Origin of the sequence: Curtobacterium sp. PhB115, assembly GCF_003752025.1 — a bacterium.
GTDB lineage: Bacteria > Actinomycetota > Actinomycetes > Actinomycetales > Microbacteriaceae > Curtobacterium.
Map to the genome: position 1 here is coordinate 87,412 of NZ_RJKR01000011.1, position 16,628 is coordinate 104,039.

General features: G+C 71.0%; 14 protein-coding genes. 10 read left to right on the plus strand and 4 right to left on the minus strand.

Features of this window, described 5'->3' with window-relative positions; translation table 11 throughout:
* Positions 1-85: 85 nt before the first annotated feature.
* From EDF19_RS15830 to EDF19_RS15860, 7 genes are all read left to right on the plus strand, one after another.
* Complete coding sequence (locus EDF19_RS15830; protein ID WP_123681829.1) at positions 86-1,624, plus strand: MFS transporter; 1,539 nt, start codon at positions 86-88, stop codon at positions 1,622-1,624.
* 390 nt (positions 1,625-2,014) lie between these two features.
* Entirely contained in the window at positions 2,015-2,878 is an 864-nt protein-coding gene (locus EDF19_RS15835) for a sulfurtransferase (protein WP_123681830.1), read from the plus strand.
* Positions 2,879-2,990: 112 nt separating this feature from the next.
* Positions 2,991-4,058 (plus strand): NAD(P)-dependent oxidoreductase, encoded by a 1,068-nt coding sequence (locus EDF19_RS15840; protein ID WP_123681831.1) that lies wholly within the window; start codon positions 2,991-2,993, stop codon positions 4,056-4,058.
* Positions 4,059-4,060: 2 nt separating this feature from the next.
* Positions 4,061-4,606: an AAA family ATPase gene (locus tag EDF19_RS15845; protein WP_123681832.1), complete on the plus strand. Its 546-nt coding sequence runs from the start codon at positions 4,061-4,063 to the stop codon at positions 4,604-4,606.
* Between the two features lie 92 nt (positions 4,607-4,698).
* On the plus strand, positions 4,699-6,543 hold the full coding sequence (locus EDF19_RS15850; RefSeq protein WP_123681833.1) for a thioredoxin domain-containing protein: 1,845 nt from the start codon (positions 4,699-4,701) through the stop codon (positions 6,541-6,543).
* 18 nt (positions 6,544-6,561) lie between these two features.
* A complete protein-coding gene (gene hrpA / locus EDF19_RS15855; RefSeq protein ID WP_123681973.1) occupies positions 6,562-10,422 on the plus strand; it encodes an ATP-dependent RNA helicase HrpA in 3,861 nt (1,286 codons plus the stop codon).
* A gap of 19 nt (positions 10,423-10,441) precedes the next feature.
* Complete coding sequence (locus EDF19_RS15860; protein ID WP_185022896.1) at positions 10,442-10,810, plus strand: VOC family protein; 369 nt, start codon at positions 10,442-10,444, stop codon at positions 10,808-10,810.
* Here the strand turns inward: EDF19_RS15860 and EDF19_RS19435 are convergent, their stop codons facing one another.
* Positions 10,811-11,110: a YbaK/EbsC family protein gene (locus EDF19_RS19435; RefSeq protein ID WP_260217237.1), complete on the minus strand. Its 300-nt coding sequence runs from the start codon at positions 11,108-11,110 to the stop codon at positions 10,811-10,813.
* A gap of 158 nt (positions 11,111-11,268) precedes the next feature.
* On the opposite strand from EDF19_RS19435, the gene EDF19_RS15870 reads away from it, so the two are divergent.
* Genes EDF19_RS15870 through EDF19_RS15880 form a run of 3 tightly spaced genes read left to right on the plus strand, consistent with a single transcriptional unit; the run spans position 11,269 to position 12,918 of the window.
* The gene (locus EDF19_RS15870) at positions 11,269-11,961 is read left to right on the plus strand and encodes a maleylpyruvate isomerase family mycothiol-dependent enzyme (RefSeq protein ID WP_123681835.1); all 693 of its coding nucleotides are present in this window, start codon (positions 11,269-11,271) and stop codon (positions 11,959-11,961) included.
* Complete coding sequence (locus EDF19_RS15875) at positions 11,958-12,497, plus strand: GNAT family N-acetyltransferase (RefSeq protein WP_260217238.1); 540 nt, start codon at positions 11,958-11,960, stop codon at positions 12,495-12,497. Before EDF19_RS15870 ends, EDF19_RS15875 begins: the two co-directional genes overlap by 4 nt.
* Before the next feature lie 40 nt (positions 12,498-12,537).
* On the plus strand, positions 12,538-12,918 hold the full coding sequence (locus EDF19_RS15880; protein ID WP_123681836.1) for a VOC family protein: 381 nt from the start codon (positions 12,538-12,540) through the stop codon (positions 12,916-12,918).
* A gap of 102 nt (positions 12,919-13,020) precedes the next feature.
* On the opposite strand, the gene EDF19_RS15885 is transcribed toward EDF19_RS15880, so the two are convergent.
* From EDF19_RS15885 to EDF19_RS15895, 3 genes are read right to left on the minus strand one after another with little or no spacing between them, the layout of a single operon-like run.
* Positions 13,021-14,643: a hypothetical protein gene (locus EDF19_RS15885; RefSeq protein ID WP_123681837.1), complete on the minus strand. Its 1,623-nt coding sequence runs from the start codon at positions 14,641-14,643 to the stop codon at positions 13,021-13,023.
* Positions 14,644-14,648: 5 nt separating this feature from the next.
* Positions 14,649-15,575, minus strand: a complete 927-nt coding sequence (locus EDF19_RS15890) for a carbohydrate ABC transporter permease (protein ID WP_123681838.1) — start codon at positions 15,573-15,575, stop codon at positions 14,649-14,651.
* On the minus strand, positions 15,572-16,591 hold the full coding sequence (locus EDF19_RS15895; RefSeq protein WP_260217239.1) for a sugar ABC transporter permease: 1,020 nt from the start codon (positions 16,589-16,591) through the stop codon (positions 15,572-15,574). Before EDF19_RS15895 ends, EDF19_RS15890 begins: the two co-directional genes overlap by 4 nt.
* Positions 16,592-16,628 lie beyond the last annotated feature (37 nt).

Genomic DNA, 16,628 nt, shown 5'->3' on the forward strand with positions numbered 1-16,628 from the left:
CCGCATCCGCTTCTCTCCTCCCCTTTCGAAGTGCCCGACGGCGCGTGCTTCGTGCTCCCCTCCAACCTTTTCGAAGGAGGCTGCCGTGACGGCAGAACACACCGTGCCGACCCCCACCGGGACCGCACCGTCCTCGGGCGGTACCCCCGCCCGCAGCGAGCACCGCTGGATCGCGCTCGCGGTCATCGCGCTCGCACAGCTCATGGTGGTGCTCGACGCCACCATCGTGAACATCGCGCTCCCCTCCGCCCAGGCGGACCTCGACTTCGGCACCGACCAACGCCAGTGGATCGTCACCGCGTACTCGCTGGCGTTCGGTTCGCTCCTGCTGCTCGGCGGTCGCCTCGGTGACCTGTTCGGCCGCAAGAACACGTTCATCATCGGACTCGTCGGTTTCGCCGTGGCCTCCGTGCTGGGCGGCCTGGCCGACTCGTTCGGGCTGCTCGTCGCCGCACGTGCACTGCAGGGTGTCTTCGGTGCGCTGCTCGCCCCGTCCGCCCTCGGCATGCTGACCACGACCTTCCGTGACCCGAAGGAGCGCGGTCGTGCCTTCGGCATCTTCGGCTCGATCGCCGGCTCGGGTGCCGCCATCGGCCTGCTGCTCGGCGGCGTCCTCACCGAGTACGCGTCGTGGCGCTGGTGCCTCTACGTCAACGTCGTCTTCGCCGTGCTCGGCGTGATCGGCGCCCTCGTGTTCATGGCGAAGCCGCCGAAGGTCGAGCGTCCGCGCATCGACGTCGCCGGCGTCGTGACGATCACGCTCGGCCTCGTGGGCATCGTCTACGGCTTCTCCAACGCCGAGACCAACGGCTGGGACGCCCCGCTCACGATCGCGATGCTCGCCGGCGGTGTGGTCCTGATCGCCGCGTTCGTGTTCATCGAGACCCGGGTGGCGCACCCGCTGCTGCCGCTCCGTGTCGTGCTGAACCGTGACCGCGGTGGCTCGTTCATCGCGATCGGCCTCGTCGCGATCGGCATGTTCGGCATCTTCCTGTTCCTGACCTACTACCTCGAGCAGACCCTCGGGTTCAGCTCGCTGCAGACGGGTCTCGCGTTCCTGCCGATGCCGCTGTCGATCATGATCTCGGCCACGCAGATCGGTGGCCGCCTGCTGCCCCGCGTCGGCCCGAAGGTCCTGATCTTCGCCGGTGGGCTCGTCGCAGCGGTGGGTCTGCTCCTGCTGCTCCGCACCGACCTCGACAGCTCCTACGCGGGGACCGTCCTGCCGGCGCTCATCGTGATCGGCCTCGGCATGGGCACCATCTTCTCGTCGGCGATGAACACCGCGACGACCGGGGTCGCCCGCAGCGATGCCGGCGTGGCCTCGGCAACGGTGAACACGATGCAGCAGATCGGTGGCTCGATCGGGACGGCGCTGCTGTCGACGATCTTCGCCGACGTCGTGAAGAACAGCCTCTCGGGCCTCTCAGCGGCACCCACGAAGCTGCAGCAGGCGCAGGCCGTGCTCGACGGGTACCACGTGGCCTTCGGCATCTCGGCCGGCGTGCTGGTGCTCGTCGCGCTGGCCGGGGGGCTGCTCATCAACCGGCAGTCCGTCCGACTGGAGCGACTCGCCCGCGCCGGTTCCGCGACGACCGGCAGCATCCCCGCCGCCGCGCACTGACGGCAGGCGCTCCCGAACGGCCCGTCCGGCATCTCGCCGGGCGGGCCGTTCTGCGTGCGGGGGGCGCCGTGTGCCGCCGGCTCCGTCGAACACGAGGTCTGCGACGATCCACGCGTCGATCGGCTCGTGGATCGTCGATGTTCGCGTGCGCCTCGGTCGCGCCCGCCCGCCCCGCCCCGCCCCGCCCCGCCGCCGGCTCCGTCGAACACGAGGTCTGCGACGATCCACGCGTCGATCAGCTCGTGGATCGTCGATGTTCGCGTGCGCCTCGGTCGCGCCCGACGGCCCCGCCGCGCACGCCCCCGAATCTCATCCACCGGAACCCGCACCGGTTGCGCAGTGTGTCGGCTTCCCTGTCGCCCGTCAGAGGTCCGCATTATCGTGATCGCCATGGCCCCCGTCCTGACCTCGCCGCTCGTGTCGACGCAGTGGCTCGCAGACCACCTCGGTGCTGACGAGCTCGTCGTGCTCGACGCCTCGGTGCACACGGCGGGGACCGGTATGGCGACGACCTGGACCACCGCGCAAGACGCGTACGAGCGGCAGGGCCACGTGCCGGGTGCGCGCTACGCCGACCTCGTCGACGCGTTCTCCGCCCCGGACTCCGACGTGCCGTTCACCCGCCCGGGCGCCGAGCGGTTCGAAGCCGCGGCCGGCGAACTCGGCGTGACGAACACGTCGACCGTCGTGGTCTACGACGACAGCGTCGGTGAGTGGTCCGCCCGCCTGTGGTGGATCTTCCGGGCGTTCGGTTTCGACTCCGTCGCGGTGCTCGACGGCGGGTTCACGAAGTGGCGTGACGAGGGCCGTCCGGTCCGCGTCGGCGCCCTCCGCCCCGTGCAGCAGCCGACGGAGTCCGACGGGGTGTTCCTCGCCGGCGAAGAACGTCCGCTGTGGGCCGACCACGCCCGGGTCCTGCGCGCCGTGACCGGTGACGAGCCGGCAGCACTGGTGTTCGCCGCGCCGGAAGCCTCCCTCGGCGAGGACCACCCGCCGATCGTTCCGGGGAGCACCCCGATCGCGGTCGACACCCTCGTCGACCCGCAGACGAACGCGTACCACCGCGGTCCGAAGCTGGCCGAGGCGTTCGCGGCGGTCATCGGTGACGACGAGATCGTGACCTACTGCGGCGTGGGGAGCGCCGCCTGCGTCGACGCCCTCGCGCTCACCGTGCTCGGCCACGACAAGGTGAAGGTGTACGACGGGTCACTCGTCGACTGGTGGGGCCGCGGCTCCCACGCCCTTGCCTCCTGACGAACGACGAACGACCAACGACCAACGACGAACAAGGAACAAGGAACAACGAACGAGGACCGAGAGACGAGGGACGACCCCAGCTGAACCCCCGCACCACTAGCGTTGCCGCATGAGCACCAGACGCGCGGTCGTCCTCGGCGGCACCGGCGGCATCGGTTCCGCCGTGGTCCGCGACCTCCTCGAGGCCTCCGGACGCAACGGCGACGAGTGGCAGGTCGACTTCGTCGCACGCCGAGGCGGCCCGGCGGCGGACGCCCTGACCTCGTCCGGAGCGACGTTCACGGCCGGCGACCGACGGGACACGAGCCTGCTGCGGACGCTCCTCCGACCGGGGGCCGACCTGCTCGTCGACACGGTCGGACTGACCCGTGACGACGCGGTGCAGCTCCGCCCGTTCCTCGACGACGTCGGCTCGACGGTGTTCGTCTCGTCGAAGGCCGTGTACGTCGACGAGCAGGGGCGACACGCCAACTCCACCGAGAAGCCCGTGTTCGGCGGTGCGGTCAACGAGCTGCAGCCGACGGTGACGGCGGGCGACGGCGACCCGACGAGCCGCGACGGGTACGGCGCGGCGAAGGTCGCATCCGAGCAGGTCCTCCTCGACCACGGCGCCCCGGTCACCGTGCTCCGGCCGTCGAAGGTGTACGGCGTCGGCATCGGTCGCCCGCGGGAGTGGTTCGTGGTCCGCCGAGCGCTTGACGGCCGCGAGCGTGTGCTCCTCGCCGACGGCGGCCGCGGGGTCGACCACACGACGGCTGCGAGCGGTATCGCCTCGTTGGTCCGTCAGGTCGCGGACGCGCCCGATCGCCGGATCCTCAACGTCGCCGACGACGATGCCCCGACCGCACTCGAGATCGTGCGGACGATCGCCGGGCAGCTCGGCCACGTCTTCGACGAGGTCCTGCTCGACGAGGACGCTTCCCCGTTCGTCGGCATCACCCCGTGGTCGTCGCCGAGTCCCTTCGTGCTCGACACCACGGCTGCGCGCTCGCTCGGGTGGCAGCCACCGACGTTCGCGGACGCGGTCCGGCCCGAGATCGACTGGCTGGTCGAGACCGCGCACCAGGTGCCGGTCGACGGCGACGTGCCGTGGGCCGACGACCCCTTCTGGGACCGCATGTTCGACTACGGCCCCGAGGACGCCGCTCTGCTCCTGCTCTCGCTGGGACGCGACTGACGGTGCCGGGCCGGACGACGCCGCGGTCCGAGGTCCTGTTCATCGGTGGACGCTCCGGCGTCGGCAAGTCGACGGCCGCCGAGGCGCTCCACGACCTCCTCGTCGCCGCGGACGTCCGGCACGCGGTGATCGAGGGCGACCTGCTCGACCTCGCGCACCCCGCTCCGCACGTCGAGCACCCGGAGCTCCACCTGGCCGAGCGGAACCTGGCGACGATGTGGGCGTCGTACCGCGCGATCGGGCACCACCGGCTCGTCTTCACCAACACGGTTTCCGTGCTGGAGCACGAGCGCCTCGCGTCCGCGATGGGTGACGATCCGGTCGTCACCGCTGTCCTCCTGCGCGCAGACGACGAGACCACCGCCGCGCGGTTGGCCCGGCGGATGGGCGGGCCGGTCCCGTCGCTGCAGCTCGCGCACAGCACGAGGACGGCCTGGAGGCTCGACCAGCGCACCGCGGACACGGTCACCCGGGTGGACACGGACCATCTCACCCCGGTGCAGGTCGCGACGCACCTCGCGTCGATCACGGGGTGGCTCACCGGGTGACTCCCCGTGCGCGCCCTGTGCGCCACCGCTGACTTGTGCACTGATCGGCGCCCACTGATCCGCGCCCAGCGACCCCGCGGCAGGCTGGGGACATGAACGACAACCGACTCGCGACCGCGGTCAGCCCCTACCTCCGGATCCACGCGGACAACCCCGTGGACTGGCGGGAGTGGGGGCCCGAGGCCTTCGCCGAGGCACGCGAACGGGACGTCCCGGTCCTCGTGTCCATCGGGTACGCGACCTGTCACTGGTGTCACGTGATGGCCCGCGAGAGCTTCGCGGACCCGGAGATCGGCGAGCTCCTCCGGCGTGAGGTCGTGGCGGTGAAGGTCGACCGCGAGGAACGCCCGGACGTCGACGCCAGCGTGATGGCCGCGGCGAGTGCCTTCACGCAGCAGCTCGGCTGGCCGTTGACGGCGTTCCTCACACCGGACGGGCACGTGTTCTTCGCGGGCACCTACTACCCGCCGACCCCTGTCGGCGAGCATCCGTCCTTCCGGCAGATCGTGGCGGCGGTCCTCGATGCCTGGCGGGAGCGCCGGCACGAGGTGGACGCGAACGCGAGCGCAATCGCGACGGCGATCCGGCAGGGTGCCGAGGCGGACCGGGCCGCGCGCGCGGGTGAGGGCGATGGCGGAAGCGCCACGGGCCTCCCGACCGTCGACAGCATCCGAGCCGTCACTGACCTGCTCGCCCAGGCCGAGGACACCATCTACGGTGGTTTCGGTGGCGCGCCGAAGTTCCCGAGCACGCCGCTGCTCGAGTTCCTGGCCGACGTAACGGCCGACGGCGACGGTGATGCCGGTGCGCTGCTCGACCGGACCCTCCACGTCATCGCGCGGTCCGAGCTGACGGACACCGACGGCGGCGTGTTCCGGTACGCGACGCAGCGGGACTGGAGCGTGCCGCACTACGAGCGCATGCTCTACGACAACGCCGGACTGCTGGCGGTCGCCGGAGCCGAGCAGGCTCGGGGCATCGCGGACTTCCTGCGCGACACCCTCCGCCGACCGGACGGCGCGTTCGTCGCCGCGCAGGACAGCGAATCGACCATCGACGGCCGACGGGTCGAGGGCGAGTGGTACCGGCTCCCGCTCGACGAACGGGCGCGACTGGATCCGCCGCCCCTCGACGACCAGGTCCTGACCGGCTGGAACGGCCTCGCGATCCGCGGGCTCGCCATCGCCGGCGCGCGGCACGGCGACGACGAGATGATCGCCCTCGCGCGCACATCTGCCTACGCCCTGCTCGACGCACACGTGCGGGACGGACACGTCGTCGTGCGATCGAGCACCCCGCGCGGCGCATCGTCGGCCCCACCCACGATCGAGGACGTGGGGCTGCTGGCCGAAGGGCTGCTCGAACTCGCGCTGGTCACCGGAGAGCTGCGGTACGCCACGACGGCCCGGTCCCTGGTCGACGACGGCCTGGCCGGACGGTTCGACGTCGACCCGGTGTTGGCCTCGGCCGGCACCGCGACGGGTGAGCAGCCCCAGACAGCGATGCGCTCGGGCACCGTTGCCCTCGCGGCCGCGGCGACGACGCTCGCTGCGCTGACGGGTGACGACGACCTGCGATCTGCGGCTGCCGGTCTCGTCGCCGACCGGGCCCGCACGGGCACCGAACGTCCGCTCGGCCACGCGGACGCGCTCGGTGTCGCGCTCGCGCTGCACCGGCCGTCGCATGAGGTCGTCGTCGTCGCGTCCGACGCGGCTTCTCCCCTGCGTGCTGCGGTCCGGGCGGCGCGACGTCCGGGCACGATCGTCGCGTGCGTCACGCCGGAGCAGGCCGAGCAGTGGGCGGCGGCCGGCTTCGAGCTGTTCGAGTCCCGTTCCACCCTCGACCCCGCTGGCTACGTCTGCCATGACCGTGTGTGCGCGCTGCCGGCACGATCCGGGCCGGACCTCGTCGACGCGCTCGCTGCCCGGACCGCGTGACGGTATCCTGGAATGCTCATGTCTCCCACGCCGCCCGTCATCACGTTCCCGCCCGAGCTGCCCGTCTCGCAGCGGCGGGACGACATCGCGGCTGCGATCCGTGACAACCAGGTCGTCATCGTCGCCGGCGCCACCGGTTCCGGCAAGACGACCCAGCTGCCGAAGATCTGCCTCGAACTCGGCCGCGAGTCGATCGGCCACACCCAACCCCGACGCATCGCCGCCCGCACCATCGCGGAACGCGTGTCCGAGGAGCTCGGCAGCGAACTCGGCGACCTGGTCGGCTACCAGGTCCGGTTCACCGACAAGGTGTCGTCGAACACCCGCATCAAGCTGATGACCGACGGCATCCTGCTGAACGAGATCCACTTCGACCGCGACCTGAAGCGCTACGACACGATCATCATCGACGAGGCGCACGAACGGTCCCTCACGATCGACTTCCTGCTCGGGTACCTCAAGCGACTGCTGCCGCGACGTCCCGACCTGAAGCTCATCATCACGAGTGCGACGATCGACCCCGAGTCCTTCTCGAAGCACTTCGACGATGCCCCGATCATCGAGGTCTCCGGGCGGACCTACCCCGTCGAGATCCGCTACCGAGCGCTCGTGACCGAGGACGCCGACGACGCCGACGGGGACGACGACGAGACCGACTCCCGCACGGCCGACCACGGCGGTGCCGGCGCCGACGACCGCGACGTCATGCAGGGCATCACCGACGCGCTCGACGAGCTCGCGCAGGAAGACCCTGGCGACGTCCTCGTGTTCCTGTCCGGCGAGAACGAGATCCGCGACGCGCAGGACACGATCGAGGGCAAGCGCTACCCGGGCACCGAGGTCCTGCCCCTCTACGGCCGGCTGTCCGCCGCCGACCAGCACCGCGTCTTCGACCGGCGGAACACCCCGGGGGTGCGCCGCCGGGTGGTACTCGCCACGAACGTCGCCGAGACCTCGCTGACCGTTCCGGGGATCAAGTACGTCGTCGACACCGGCACCGCCCGCATCTCCCGGTACTCCCCCCGGGCGAAGGTGCAGCGGCTCCCGATCGAGGCGATCTCGCAGGCGAGCGCGAACCAGCGCTCCGGCCGTGCCGGTCGCACGAGTGCGGGCATCACGATCCGCCTGTACTCCGAGGACGACTTCGACCGGCGTCCGGAGTTCACCGACCCGGAGATCCTGCGGACGAACCTCGCGGCGGTCATCCTGCAGATGATCTCGCTGGGGTTCGGCGACATCGAGTCGTTCCCGTTCCTGCAACCGCCGGACTCCCGTGGTGTGAAGGACGGCCTCGACCTGCTCCGCGAACTCCGCGCGGTGGACAAGGACGGCCGCATCACGAAGTCCGGTCGACAGTTGACCCGGTTGCCGATCGACCCCCGCCTCGGCCGGATGGTGCTCGAAGCCGGACGGCAGGGCGTCGGGCGCGAGGTCGTCGCGATCGTCAGCGCCCTGAGCATCCAGGACCCGCGCGAGCGCCCGCTCGAGAAGCGCGCGCACGCCGACCAGTTGCACGCACGGTTCGCCGACCCGACGAGCGACTTCCTGACCCTGCTGAACCTCTGGAACCACATCGAGGACAAGCAGGAGGAGCTCTCCTCCAGCGCGTTCCGACGCCTGTGCAAGGCCGAGTTCCTCAACTACCTGCGCATCCGCGAGTGGCAGGACCTGTACCGGCAGCTGTCCCGCGCCGCCAAGCAGGTCGACGTCCGCGTGGGGCAGTCCCGCTCCGAGGACGGCGACGCGGTGCACCGGTCCCTGCTCGCCGGGCTCCTGAGCCAGATCGGCCTGCGCGACCGTGAGAAGCGCGACTACCTCGGCTCGCGGAACACCCGGTTCGTGGTGTTCCCGGGCAGCGTGCTCGCCAAGAAGCAGCCGGACGCCGTGATGGCCGCCGAACTCGTCGAGACGAGCCGGCTCTTCGCCCGCACGGTCGGGCGGATCGACCCCACGTGGGTGGAGCCGCTCGCCGGTGACCTGCTCAAGCGCACCTACGGCGAACCGCACTGGGAGAAGAAGCAGGGCGCGGTCGTCGCCTACGAGCGCGTGACGCTCTTCGGGGTCCCGATCGTGCAGCGCCGCCGCGCGCAGTACGCCCGGATCGACCCGGTGCACTCCCGTGAGCTCTTCATCCGGCACGCCTTGGTCGAGGGCGAGTGGGACTCCCAGCAGGCCTTCGACCGCGCCAACCGGAAGCTGCGGAAGGAACTCGAGCAGCTCGAGGAGCGCACCCGCCGCCGGGACATCCTGCTCGACGACGAGAACGTCTACGAGTTCTACGACGCCCGCATCCCCGCGGACATCGCGACGAGCCGTGACTTCGAGGGGTGGTGGCGGGCCACTCGCCGCGACCAACCCGACCTGCTCACGATGCGTCGGTCGGACCTGCTGGACGAATCCGCGGCCGAAGCCGCCGAGGACGACGTCGATTACCCCACCCAGTGGCGGAGCGGCGACCAGCGACTCGCGATCCAGTACCGCTTCGAGCCGGGCGCGCAGGACGACGGCGTGAGTGTGCAGGTGCCGCTCGCGCTGCTCCCCCGCATGCGGGAAGAGGGCTTCGACTGGCAGGTCCGCGGCCTCCGCCGGGAACTCGTGACCGCACTGATCAAGGCGCTCCCGAAGCAGATCCGGAAGAACGTCGTCCCCGCAGCCGACTGGGCCGAGAAGATCGTCGCCGAGTTGCCCGACGACGCCCCGACCACGCCGACCGAGTCGTTCCGTGCAACGCTCGCGAAGACCATCCAACGGATGACGTACGTCCCGGTGGACGAGTCCGACTTCGACATGTCGCGCGTGCCGTCGCACCTGTTGCCGACGTACGCCGTCGTCGACGAACGCGGCCGCCGGGTCGAGGCCGGCAAGGACCTGTCCGCGCTGCAGACCAAGCTCAAGGACCGAACGCAGGAGAGCGTCGCCCGCGCGACCCAGCAGGGTGGTGGGCGCCGCCCCGGAGGCCCGTCCCGCGTCGCCGACGCCGCCGCTGGTCGGCAGGTGGAACGTTCAGGGCTCACCTCGTGGCCGTCCGACGACCTGCCGCAGGTGCTCGACACCAGGCAGGCGGGCGGCGTGATCCGTGCGTACCCGGCCCTCGTGGAAGAGGGCACCGGACCGAAGGCGACCGTCGGGGTGCAGCTGCTCGCGACGCCGTCCGACCGCGCCGTCCGGATGCCCGCCGGCGTCCGTCGTCTGGTGATGCTCGCGGTGCCGTCCCCGGTGTCGTACATCCAGTCGCACCTGACCGCGCAGGAGAAGCTCGCACTCGCCGCCAGCCCGTACCCGTCCACGAACGCGCTGTTCGACGACGTGCTCGCGGCCGTCGTCGACGCGGTGATCCGTCGCGCCCACCCGGACGGTCTGGTGTTCACGAAGGCGGCGTTCGAGGCGGTCCGCGATGCCGTGTCCGCGACCGTCGTCGACACGATGTTCACGGCGGTGTCCGAGCTCGCCGCCGTGCTCGCCGCCGAGCGCTCCGCCGAACGAGCACTCAAGCAGGCGAACTCGATGTCCCTGCTCGGTGCGCTGACGGACATGCGACAGCAGATGGAGCGTCTCGTCTACCCGGGGTTCGTCTCCGTCTCCGGGCTCGACCGGCTCCGGCGCATCCGGGTGTACCTGCAGGGCATCGAGGCGCGCGTGCAGAAGCTCCTGCAGAACCCGGGCCGCGACGCCACCTGGATGCGCGAGGTCACCGTGGCCACCGACCGCTACGTCGACGCCGGTGGCGCCTTCCCGCCGGCGGTGGGCGCACACCCCGAGCTCGTGCACGCGCGGTGGATGCTCGAGGAGTTCCGCCTCAGCCTGTTCGCGCAGGAACTCGGGACCGCCGAGACCGTCTCGCTGCAGCGGATCACGAAGGCCCTGACCGCCGCCCGCTGATCGGTCTACCGTGACGCCCATGATCGGCACACTCGACGTCATCGTCCTGGACTGCCAGGACACCCGGGCACTGGCACGGTTCTACGCGGAACTCCTCGGAGGCGAGATCGTCGGCTTCGACGAGGACTGGGCAGAGGTCGCGCTGCCCTTCACGGACCACCGACCGATCCTGGCGTTCCAGCAGGTCGAGGAGTACCGCGCTCCGGAGTGGCCCGGGCAGCTCGCGCCACAGCAGAGCCACCTCGACGTCAAGGTGGACGACCTCGACGACGGCGAGGCTGCGGTCCTGGCGATCGGTGCGACGGCGACGGGTTCCGGCACGGACACGTTCCGCGTCTACCTCGACCCGGCGGGCCACCCGTTCTGCCTCATCCGCCCGAACGACTGATCAGACTCCGGTCGCGAGCCCTTCGACCACCGTCACCCAGGGCAGCGCCCCGAGCACGGCACCGGGCAGGAACACCTTCGCGCCACGGAGGCCCGCCCCGATCACGGTCTCCGGCGCCTCGAGCACCCGCGAGTCGACGTAGACGGGCCACGACGCCGGCAACCCGATCGGGGTGATGCCGCCGTACTCCATGCCCGTCAGCGCGACGGCGTCGTCCATCGGCGCGAAGCTCGCCTTCCGGACGTCGAGCAGCCGCTTCACGACACGGTTGACGTCGAGCTTCGTCGAGGCGAGGACCACGCAGGCGGCGTACCGCACCTCGTCGCCGCGCTCGGCAGCCGGACGAGCGCTTCGGCGACGGGGATCGCGAGGAGACCGGTCGCGACCAGGGCAGGAACACGTTCGAGCGTCGGCATGCCTCCACACGAGGGACCGGCTCCTCGCGCCACACTGAGGCCATGCCCTCCTACGCCGACCACATCGACGTCCTCGCCGACGCCGCGACACGGTTCGAGGACGTGCTCCGAACCGGTGACCGCACGGCGATGGTGCCGTCCTGCCCGGGGTGGACCGTGTCCGACCTGGGTGAGCACCTGGCCGAGATCCACCGGTGGGCGCTCGGCCAGCTCACCGGCACCGAGCCCGACGCGATCGTCGCCACCGACTTGGCCGACCGGTTCAGCGCGGGTGCCGACGAGCTGGTCGCGGCGCTCCGGGCACGCTCCGCCGACACCCCGTCCGCCGCGATCTACCCGCCGGACTCGGCGGCGACCTGGGCACGGCGGCAGGGGCACGAGACCGCGATCCACCTGTGGGACGCGATGACGGCGTCGGGAGACGACCCGGGCCTCCAGGCCGAGCACGCAGCTGACGGCGTCCGCGAGGTGGTGGCCGACCTGTACCCGCGTCAGGTGCGGCTCGGACGGGTGGAGCCGCTCGCGGCGACGGTCGTGTTCGCGTGCAGCGACGCGGACGGCGAGGCCGTGCTCGTCGGCACCGACCCCGCGGCGCCGAGCGTCCGGGTGACCGGGCGGGCGGAGGACCTGCTGCTGCTCCTCTGGGGGCGACGGGATCCTGCGGTGATCGACCTGGCCGTCGACGGTGACCGTTCAGCCCTCGACGCTGCCCTCGCGACCGCGCTCGTCCCGTGAAAGCGGGGGACGAGTCCGGCGCAGACGCCGCGAGCGACACGACCGGCACCACCGGCACGACCACCGTCCGCCCCGCAGCACCGAGCGACGCCGCGGCGATGGCCCGGGTGCACGTGGAGTCCTGGCGGGCGACGTACCGCGGGGTCGTGCGGGACGCGGTCCTGGACGACCCGACGTTCCTCCCCCGCCGCGAGGGCTTCTGGAACACGGCGCTCACCGACGCCCGCTTCGTGGCGAACCGCATCGCCGTGGCCGAGCACGACGGCGAGGTCGTCGGCATCGCGATGTCCGGTCCGGTCGACGCCGAGGTGCACCTCTTCGTGCTCTACTTGCTCGACGGACACCACGGGTCCGGTGCGGGGAACGCCCTCCTCGACGCGGTCGTCGACCTGGCCGACCGTGTCACGCTGTGGGTCGCGGACCCGAACCCGCGAGCGCAGGCCTTCTACCGCAAGCGCGGGTTCGCGCGGGACGGCACGGAACAGGTGGACGACGGCGTCCGCGAGGTCCGGATGGTCCGGCCACCGGCGAACTGATCGGCCTCGGTCCGCGTGCGGCGCGGAGTAGAACGGCCTCATGGCGAACGCAGTGGTGCACGTCGAACTCATCGGCCCCGACCCGGATCGGCTCCGGGCCTTCTACGCGGCGCTCTTCGGCTGGGACTCCCCCGCGGGCGCACCGGTCGCCCCGGCGGTGTCCGACCCGGACGCGTACTCGTTCCTCGAGCCGGTCGACGGTGCGGGGCCGGTCGCCGGGGGCATCGGTGGCGGGCCGGGCTTCGCGGCGCACGCGGTGTTCTACGTCGGGGTCGACGACGTCACCCTCGCGCTGGAGCAGGCGGAACGCCTGGGCGCGACCGTGGCGCTCCCGCCGCAGCGCAACGAGGGTGGCGGCGTGACCGTCGGGCACTTCCGCGATCCTGCCGGGAACCTCGTCGGGGTGGCCGGTCCACGGTGACGGCCTGGAGGCACGCCGGCGGGCCCGCACCGTGCCTCCAGGCCGTCGCGTCACGGGTCTGCGCGGGGCGCGACGCAGGCCCCGCCCCGCGGGCGACCCGCGTCAGGACGCGCGCGCTGCGAGCGCCTGCTGGAACTCCCGGCGGACGGCGTCGCCGCCCCGGCGGCGCCAGTCGCGCACCGTCGTCCGCCACGACGACACCTTCGCGCGTCCGAGCAGCACGTCGTTGATCGCGTTCGTCGCGAACGTGCCGAGCGCCGGACCCTTCGTCGAGTTCGTCGGCGAGTAGAGCCCGTAGACCGGGTTGGCCAGCCCGCGGTCGACCCACGACGCGAGCGACTCGTACACGGTGTCCGTCATCGTCGGGTTGCCGGCGTAGTACAGCGGCAGCGGGCACTCGGTGAAGTACTGCAGCGGGAACTCCCCGAGGGCAGTCTCGCTGTTGCCGGTCTTCGTCAGGACGGGTGCGCCGTCGCGGTACTCGAAGTCGCGGCCCTCGATGCCGAACTTGCGGTACGTCCAGGCCTCGGTGCCGAACGGCGACGCGCACCAGTTCAGGACCTGGAGGAGCATCTTCACGCGGTCCTCGCGGCCGGCGGCGACCGCGGCGATCGCGTTGTTCGGGTCGCCGAGCCACGGTTTCGCCGCGTCCCCCGACGGGCCGACGAACGGCGCGATCGTCAGCTCGAAGCCGCTGCCCGGCGTCGCCTGCTGCAGCAGCCCGGGGATCGCGCTGTACGTGTCGGAGAGCATCAGCGCCGAGCCCTGCACGAACCAGACCTTGCCGTTGTAGGCCGTGATGCTGTCCGGGTGCACGAGGTCCTGGGCGATGAGCTTCCGCGACACCTCGAGGAGTTCCTGGTACTCCTCGAGCTCGTACATGTGCGTGAGCCGGCCGCCGTCCTCCTGCCACTGGTTCGGCAGGCCGAGCATCGGACCGAGGATGTTGGTGGGCACCGATGCCAGCGCCCAGCGGTTCGCGTGCGGGTCGGAGACGTCGCGGCAGAGCTGGACGAACTCGTCGACCGTCGAGAATGCGGGGTCCACGCCGAGTCCTTCGAACAGGTCCTGACGGCGGTGGAGCGCCTGCGAGGTCAGGGGTCCGCGCGGCACCGGGACACCGTAGATCCCGCCGGAGAAGACGGTGCCGCGCCACGACGCCGTCGGCAGGTTGGCGAGGTACGGGTAGTCGCGCACGCCACTGCCCGACAGGTGGGGGCTGAGGTCGGCGGCCTTCGCCTCGAGGAACTGCGGCAGGTACGGGAACGACCCGAACACGGTGAAGACGTCGCCGAGGGTGTCGCCGGCGACCTGCGTGGCGAACTTGTTGCCGAAGTCGGCGTTCGGCGTGATGGTGAGGTCGAGGTCGATCCCCATCCGCTCGTCGAGCCCCTGCCAGTACGGGTTGCTCCCCTTCGCCGGCGGGACCGGCGAGTTCGTCGGCACGCTGCCGTGCACGGTGGAGCCGTCGCCGGGCTTCCCCGCGGTGGGCACGAGCGTCGCGGGGATCTTCCGGAACGCGCTCGGCATGAGGGCGCTCGTCTTCGGGAACGCCGGCTCAGGCCCGCCGGCCCACGGCACGTAGTCCGGCAGCTGGACCGCCTGGTTGATCGCCTTCACGTCGGTCGAGCGGGTCACGGTGGAGCAGCTGGCCAGGAGGCCCGTGGCTGCGACCCCGAGACCGCCCGCGATGAGCGCACGGCGCGTGATTCCGGTGGTGGTCACGTCGGTCAGCCCTTCACCGCACCGGTCAGGACACCCTTGGCGAAGTGCCGCTGCAGGAACGGGTAGACGATGAGGATCGGCACGATCGAGACGACGAGGATCGCCATCTGGATCGAGGCCTGTGGAGGGAGCGCGTCGGACGAGGAACCGAGGTCGGAGCCGCCGAGCTGCGCGTTGTTGATGACGTAGGTGCGGAGCACGAGCTGCAGGGGCCACTTCGCGGTGTCGTTGATGTAGAGCAGCGCGTTGAAGAACGCGTTCCAGTACCCGACGGCGTAGAACAGGCCGATCACGGCGAGGACCGCCTTCGACAGCGGCAGGACGATCCGCCAGAACACCGCGAAGTCCCCGGCGCCGTCGATGCGCGCCGACTCGAGGAGCTCCTGTGGGATCGCCATGAAGAACGACCGCATCACGATGACGTTGAAGGCGCTGAGGGCGGTCGGCAGGATGAGCGCCCAGTACGAGTCGAGCAGGCCGAACTGCTTCACGACCAGGTAGTTCGGGATGAGGCCAGGCGCGAACAACAGGCTGACGAGCACCAGGCTCAACACCACCCCGGAGCCGTACGACCCCGGACGACTCAGCGCGTAGGCGAGCATGGCGCTCACGAACAGGCTGATCAGGGTGCCGACGACGGTGATGCCGATGCTCACCACGAGGGCCCGCGTGACCACACCGCCGGCGAAGATGCTCTCGTAGGCCCCGAGGTCGAGGCCCTTCGGCCACATCACGAACCCGGCGGCGTCGTTCACCTGGCTGGTCGGCGCGAGGCTCGTCGACACGATGCCGACGAACGGCAGGATCACGACGAGGCAGATCACGAGCAGGACGGCTCCGGTGAGCAGTCGCCCGGGCAGCGGGGCGACGTCGGGCCCACCCCGCTTGCGCTTCTTCGTGCCGGGGACGGTCACGGTGTGCGTGGCGGTCATCGCGCCTCCTTCTGGTAGACGCCCGCTTCGCCGAAGACGTGCGCGAGCTTGTTGGCGCCGAGCACGAGCAGCACGCCCACGACCCCCTTGACGAGTCCGACGGCCGCGGCGACGCCCCACTGTCCGCCGAGCACACCGTTGTTGTAGACGTAGGTGTCGAGGACCTCGCTGGCGGCCCGCCCGACGGCCTGCTGCTGCAGGATGATCTGCTCGAAGCCCACGGTGAGCGAGTCGCCGAGCCGCAGGATGAGCAGCAGGATGATGATGCCGCGCATGCCGGGCAGCGTGACGTGCCAGAGCTGCCGCCAGCGGCTCGCGCCGTCCATCTTCGCCGCCTCGTACAGGCTGGCGTCGATCGAGCTGAGGACGGCGAGGAACAGGATCGTCGCCCAGCCGGTGTCCTTCCAGATCACCTGACTGGTGAGGAGCGCCACGAACCCGTCGGGGTTGCCGAGGAAGTCGATCGCGTCGCCGCCCGCCGCTCGGATCGCGTTGTTCACGAGCCCGGAGCCGCCGAGGATCTGCTGGAACACCGCGACGACGATCACCCAGGACAGGAAGTGCGGCAGGTACAGGATCGACTGCACGACGCCCTTGATCCGCTCGGACAGCAGCGAGTTGAGCATCAGCGCCAGGATGATCGGCGCCGGGAACACGAACACGACCTGCACGAGCGTGATCACCAGGGTGTTGCGGAGCGCCCCGAGGAACTCACCGTCGCCGTCGAACACCACCGAGAAGTTCTCGAAGCCGACCCAGGGGCTGCGCCCGAGCGGGACGAACGGCAGGTACTCCTGGAACGCGATGAGGTTGCCGAGGAGCGGCAGGTAGTGGAACCCGAGCAGGAGCGCGACGCCCGGCAGCCCCATCAGGAGCAGGACCCGGTCGCGCCGGATCCGCTGCCAGGTCGCTCGGCGCCGGAGCCCGGGGTCCGGTGGTGGTGCCGTTCGGTTCGCACCCCTGGCGGCGCGGGTGCTGTCTGCACTGTCCGCCGTGCGGACGTCGAGCTTCGTCACTCGGTGGCCTCCTCCGTTGGATTCCTGCAGCGACCCT

Excerpts from the sequence above, each read along its gene's own strand:
- hrpA (WP_123681973.1), top strand. The coding sequence starts at position 6,562 with ATGTCTCCCACGCCGCCCGTCATCACGTTCCCGCCCGAGCTGCCCGTC.
- EDF19_RS15835 (WP_123681830.1), top strand. The coding sequence starts at position 2,015 with ATGGCCCCCGTCCTGACCTCGCCGCTCGTGTCGACGCAGTGGCTCGCA.
- EDF19_RS15850 (WP_123681833.1), top strand. The coding sequence starts at position 4,699 with ATGAACGACAACCGACTCGCGACCGCGGTCAGCCCCTACCTCCGGATC.
- EDF19_RS15860 (WP_185022896.1), top strand. The coding sequence starts at position 10,442 with ATGATCGGCACACTCGACGTCATCGTCCTGGACTGCCAGGACACCCGG.
- EDF19_RS15890 (WP_123681838.1), bottom strand. The coding sequence starts at position 15,575 with ATGACCGCCACGCACACCGTGACCGTCCCCGGCACGAAGAAGCGCAAG.
- EDF19_RS15870 (WP_123681835.1), top strand. The coding sequence starts at position 11,269 with ATGCCCTCCTACGCCGACCACATCGACGTCCTCGCCGACGCCGCGACA.
- EDF19_RS15880 (WP_123681836.1), top strand. The coding sequence starts at position 12,538 with ATGGCGAACGCAGTGGTGCACGTCGAACTCATCGGCCCCGACCCGGAT.
- EDF19_RS15840 (WP_123681831.1), top strand. The coding sequence starts at position 2,991 with ATGAGCACCAGACGCGCGGTCGTCCTCGGCGGCACCGGCGGCATCGGT.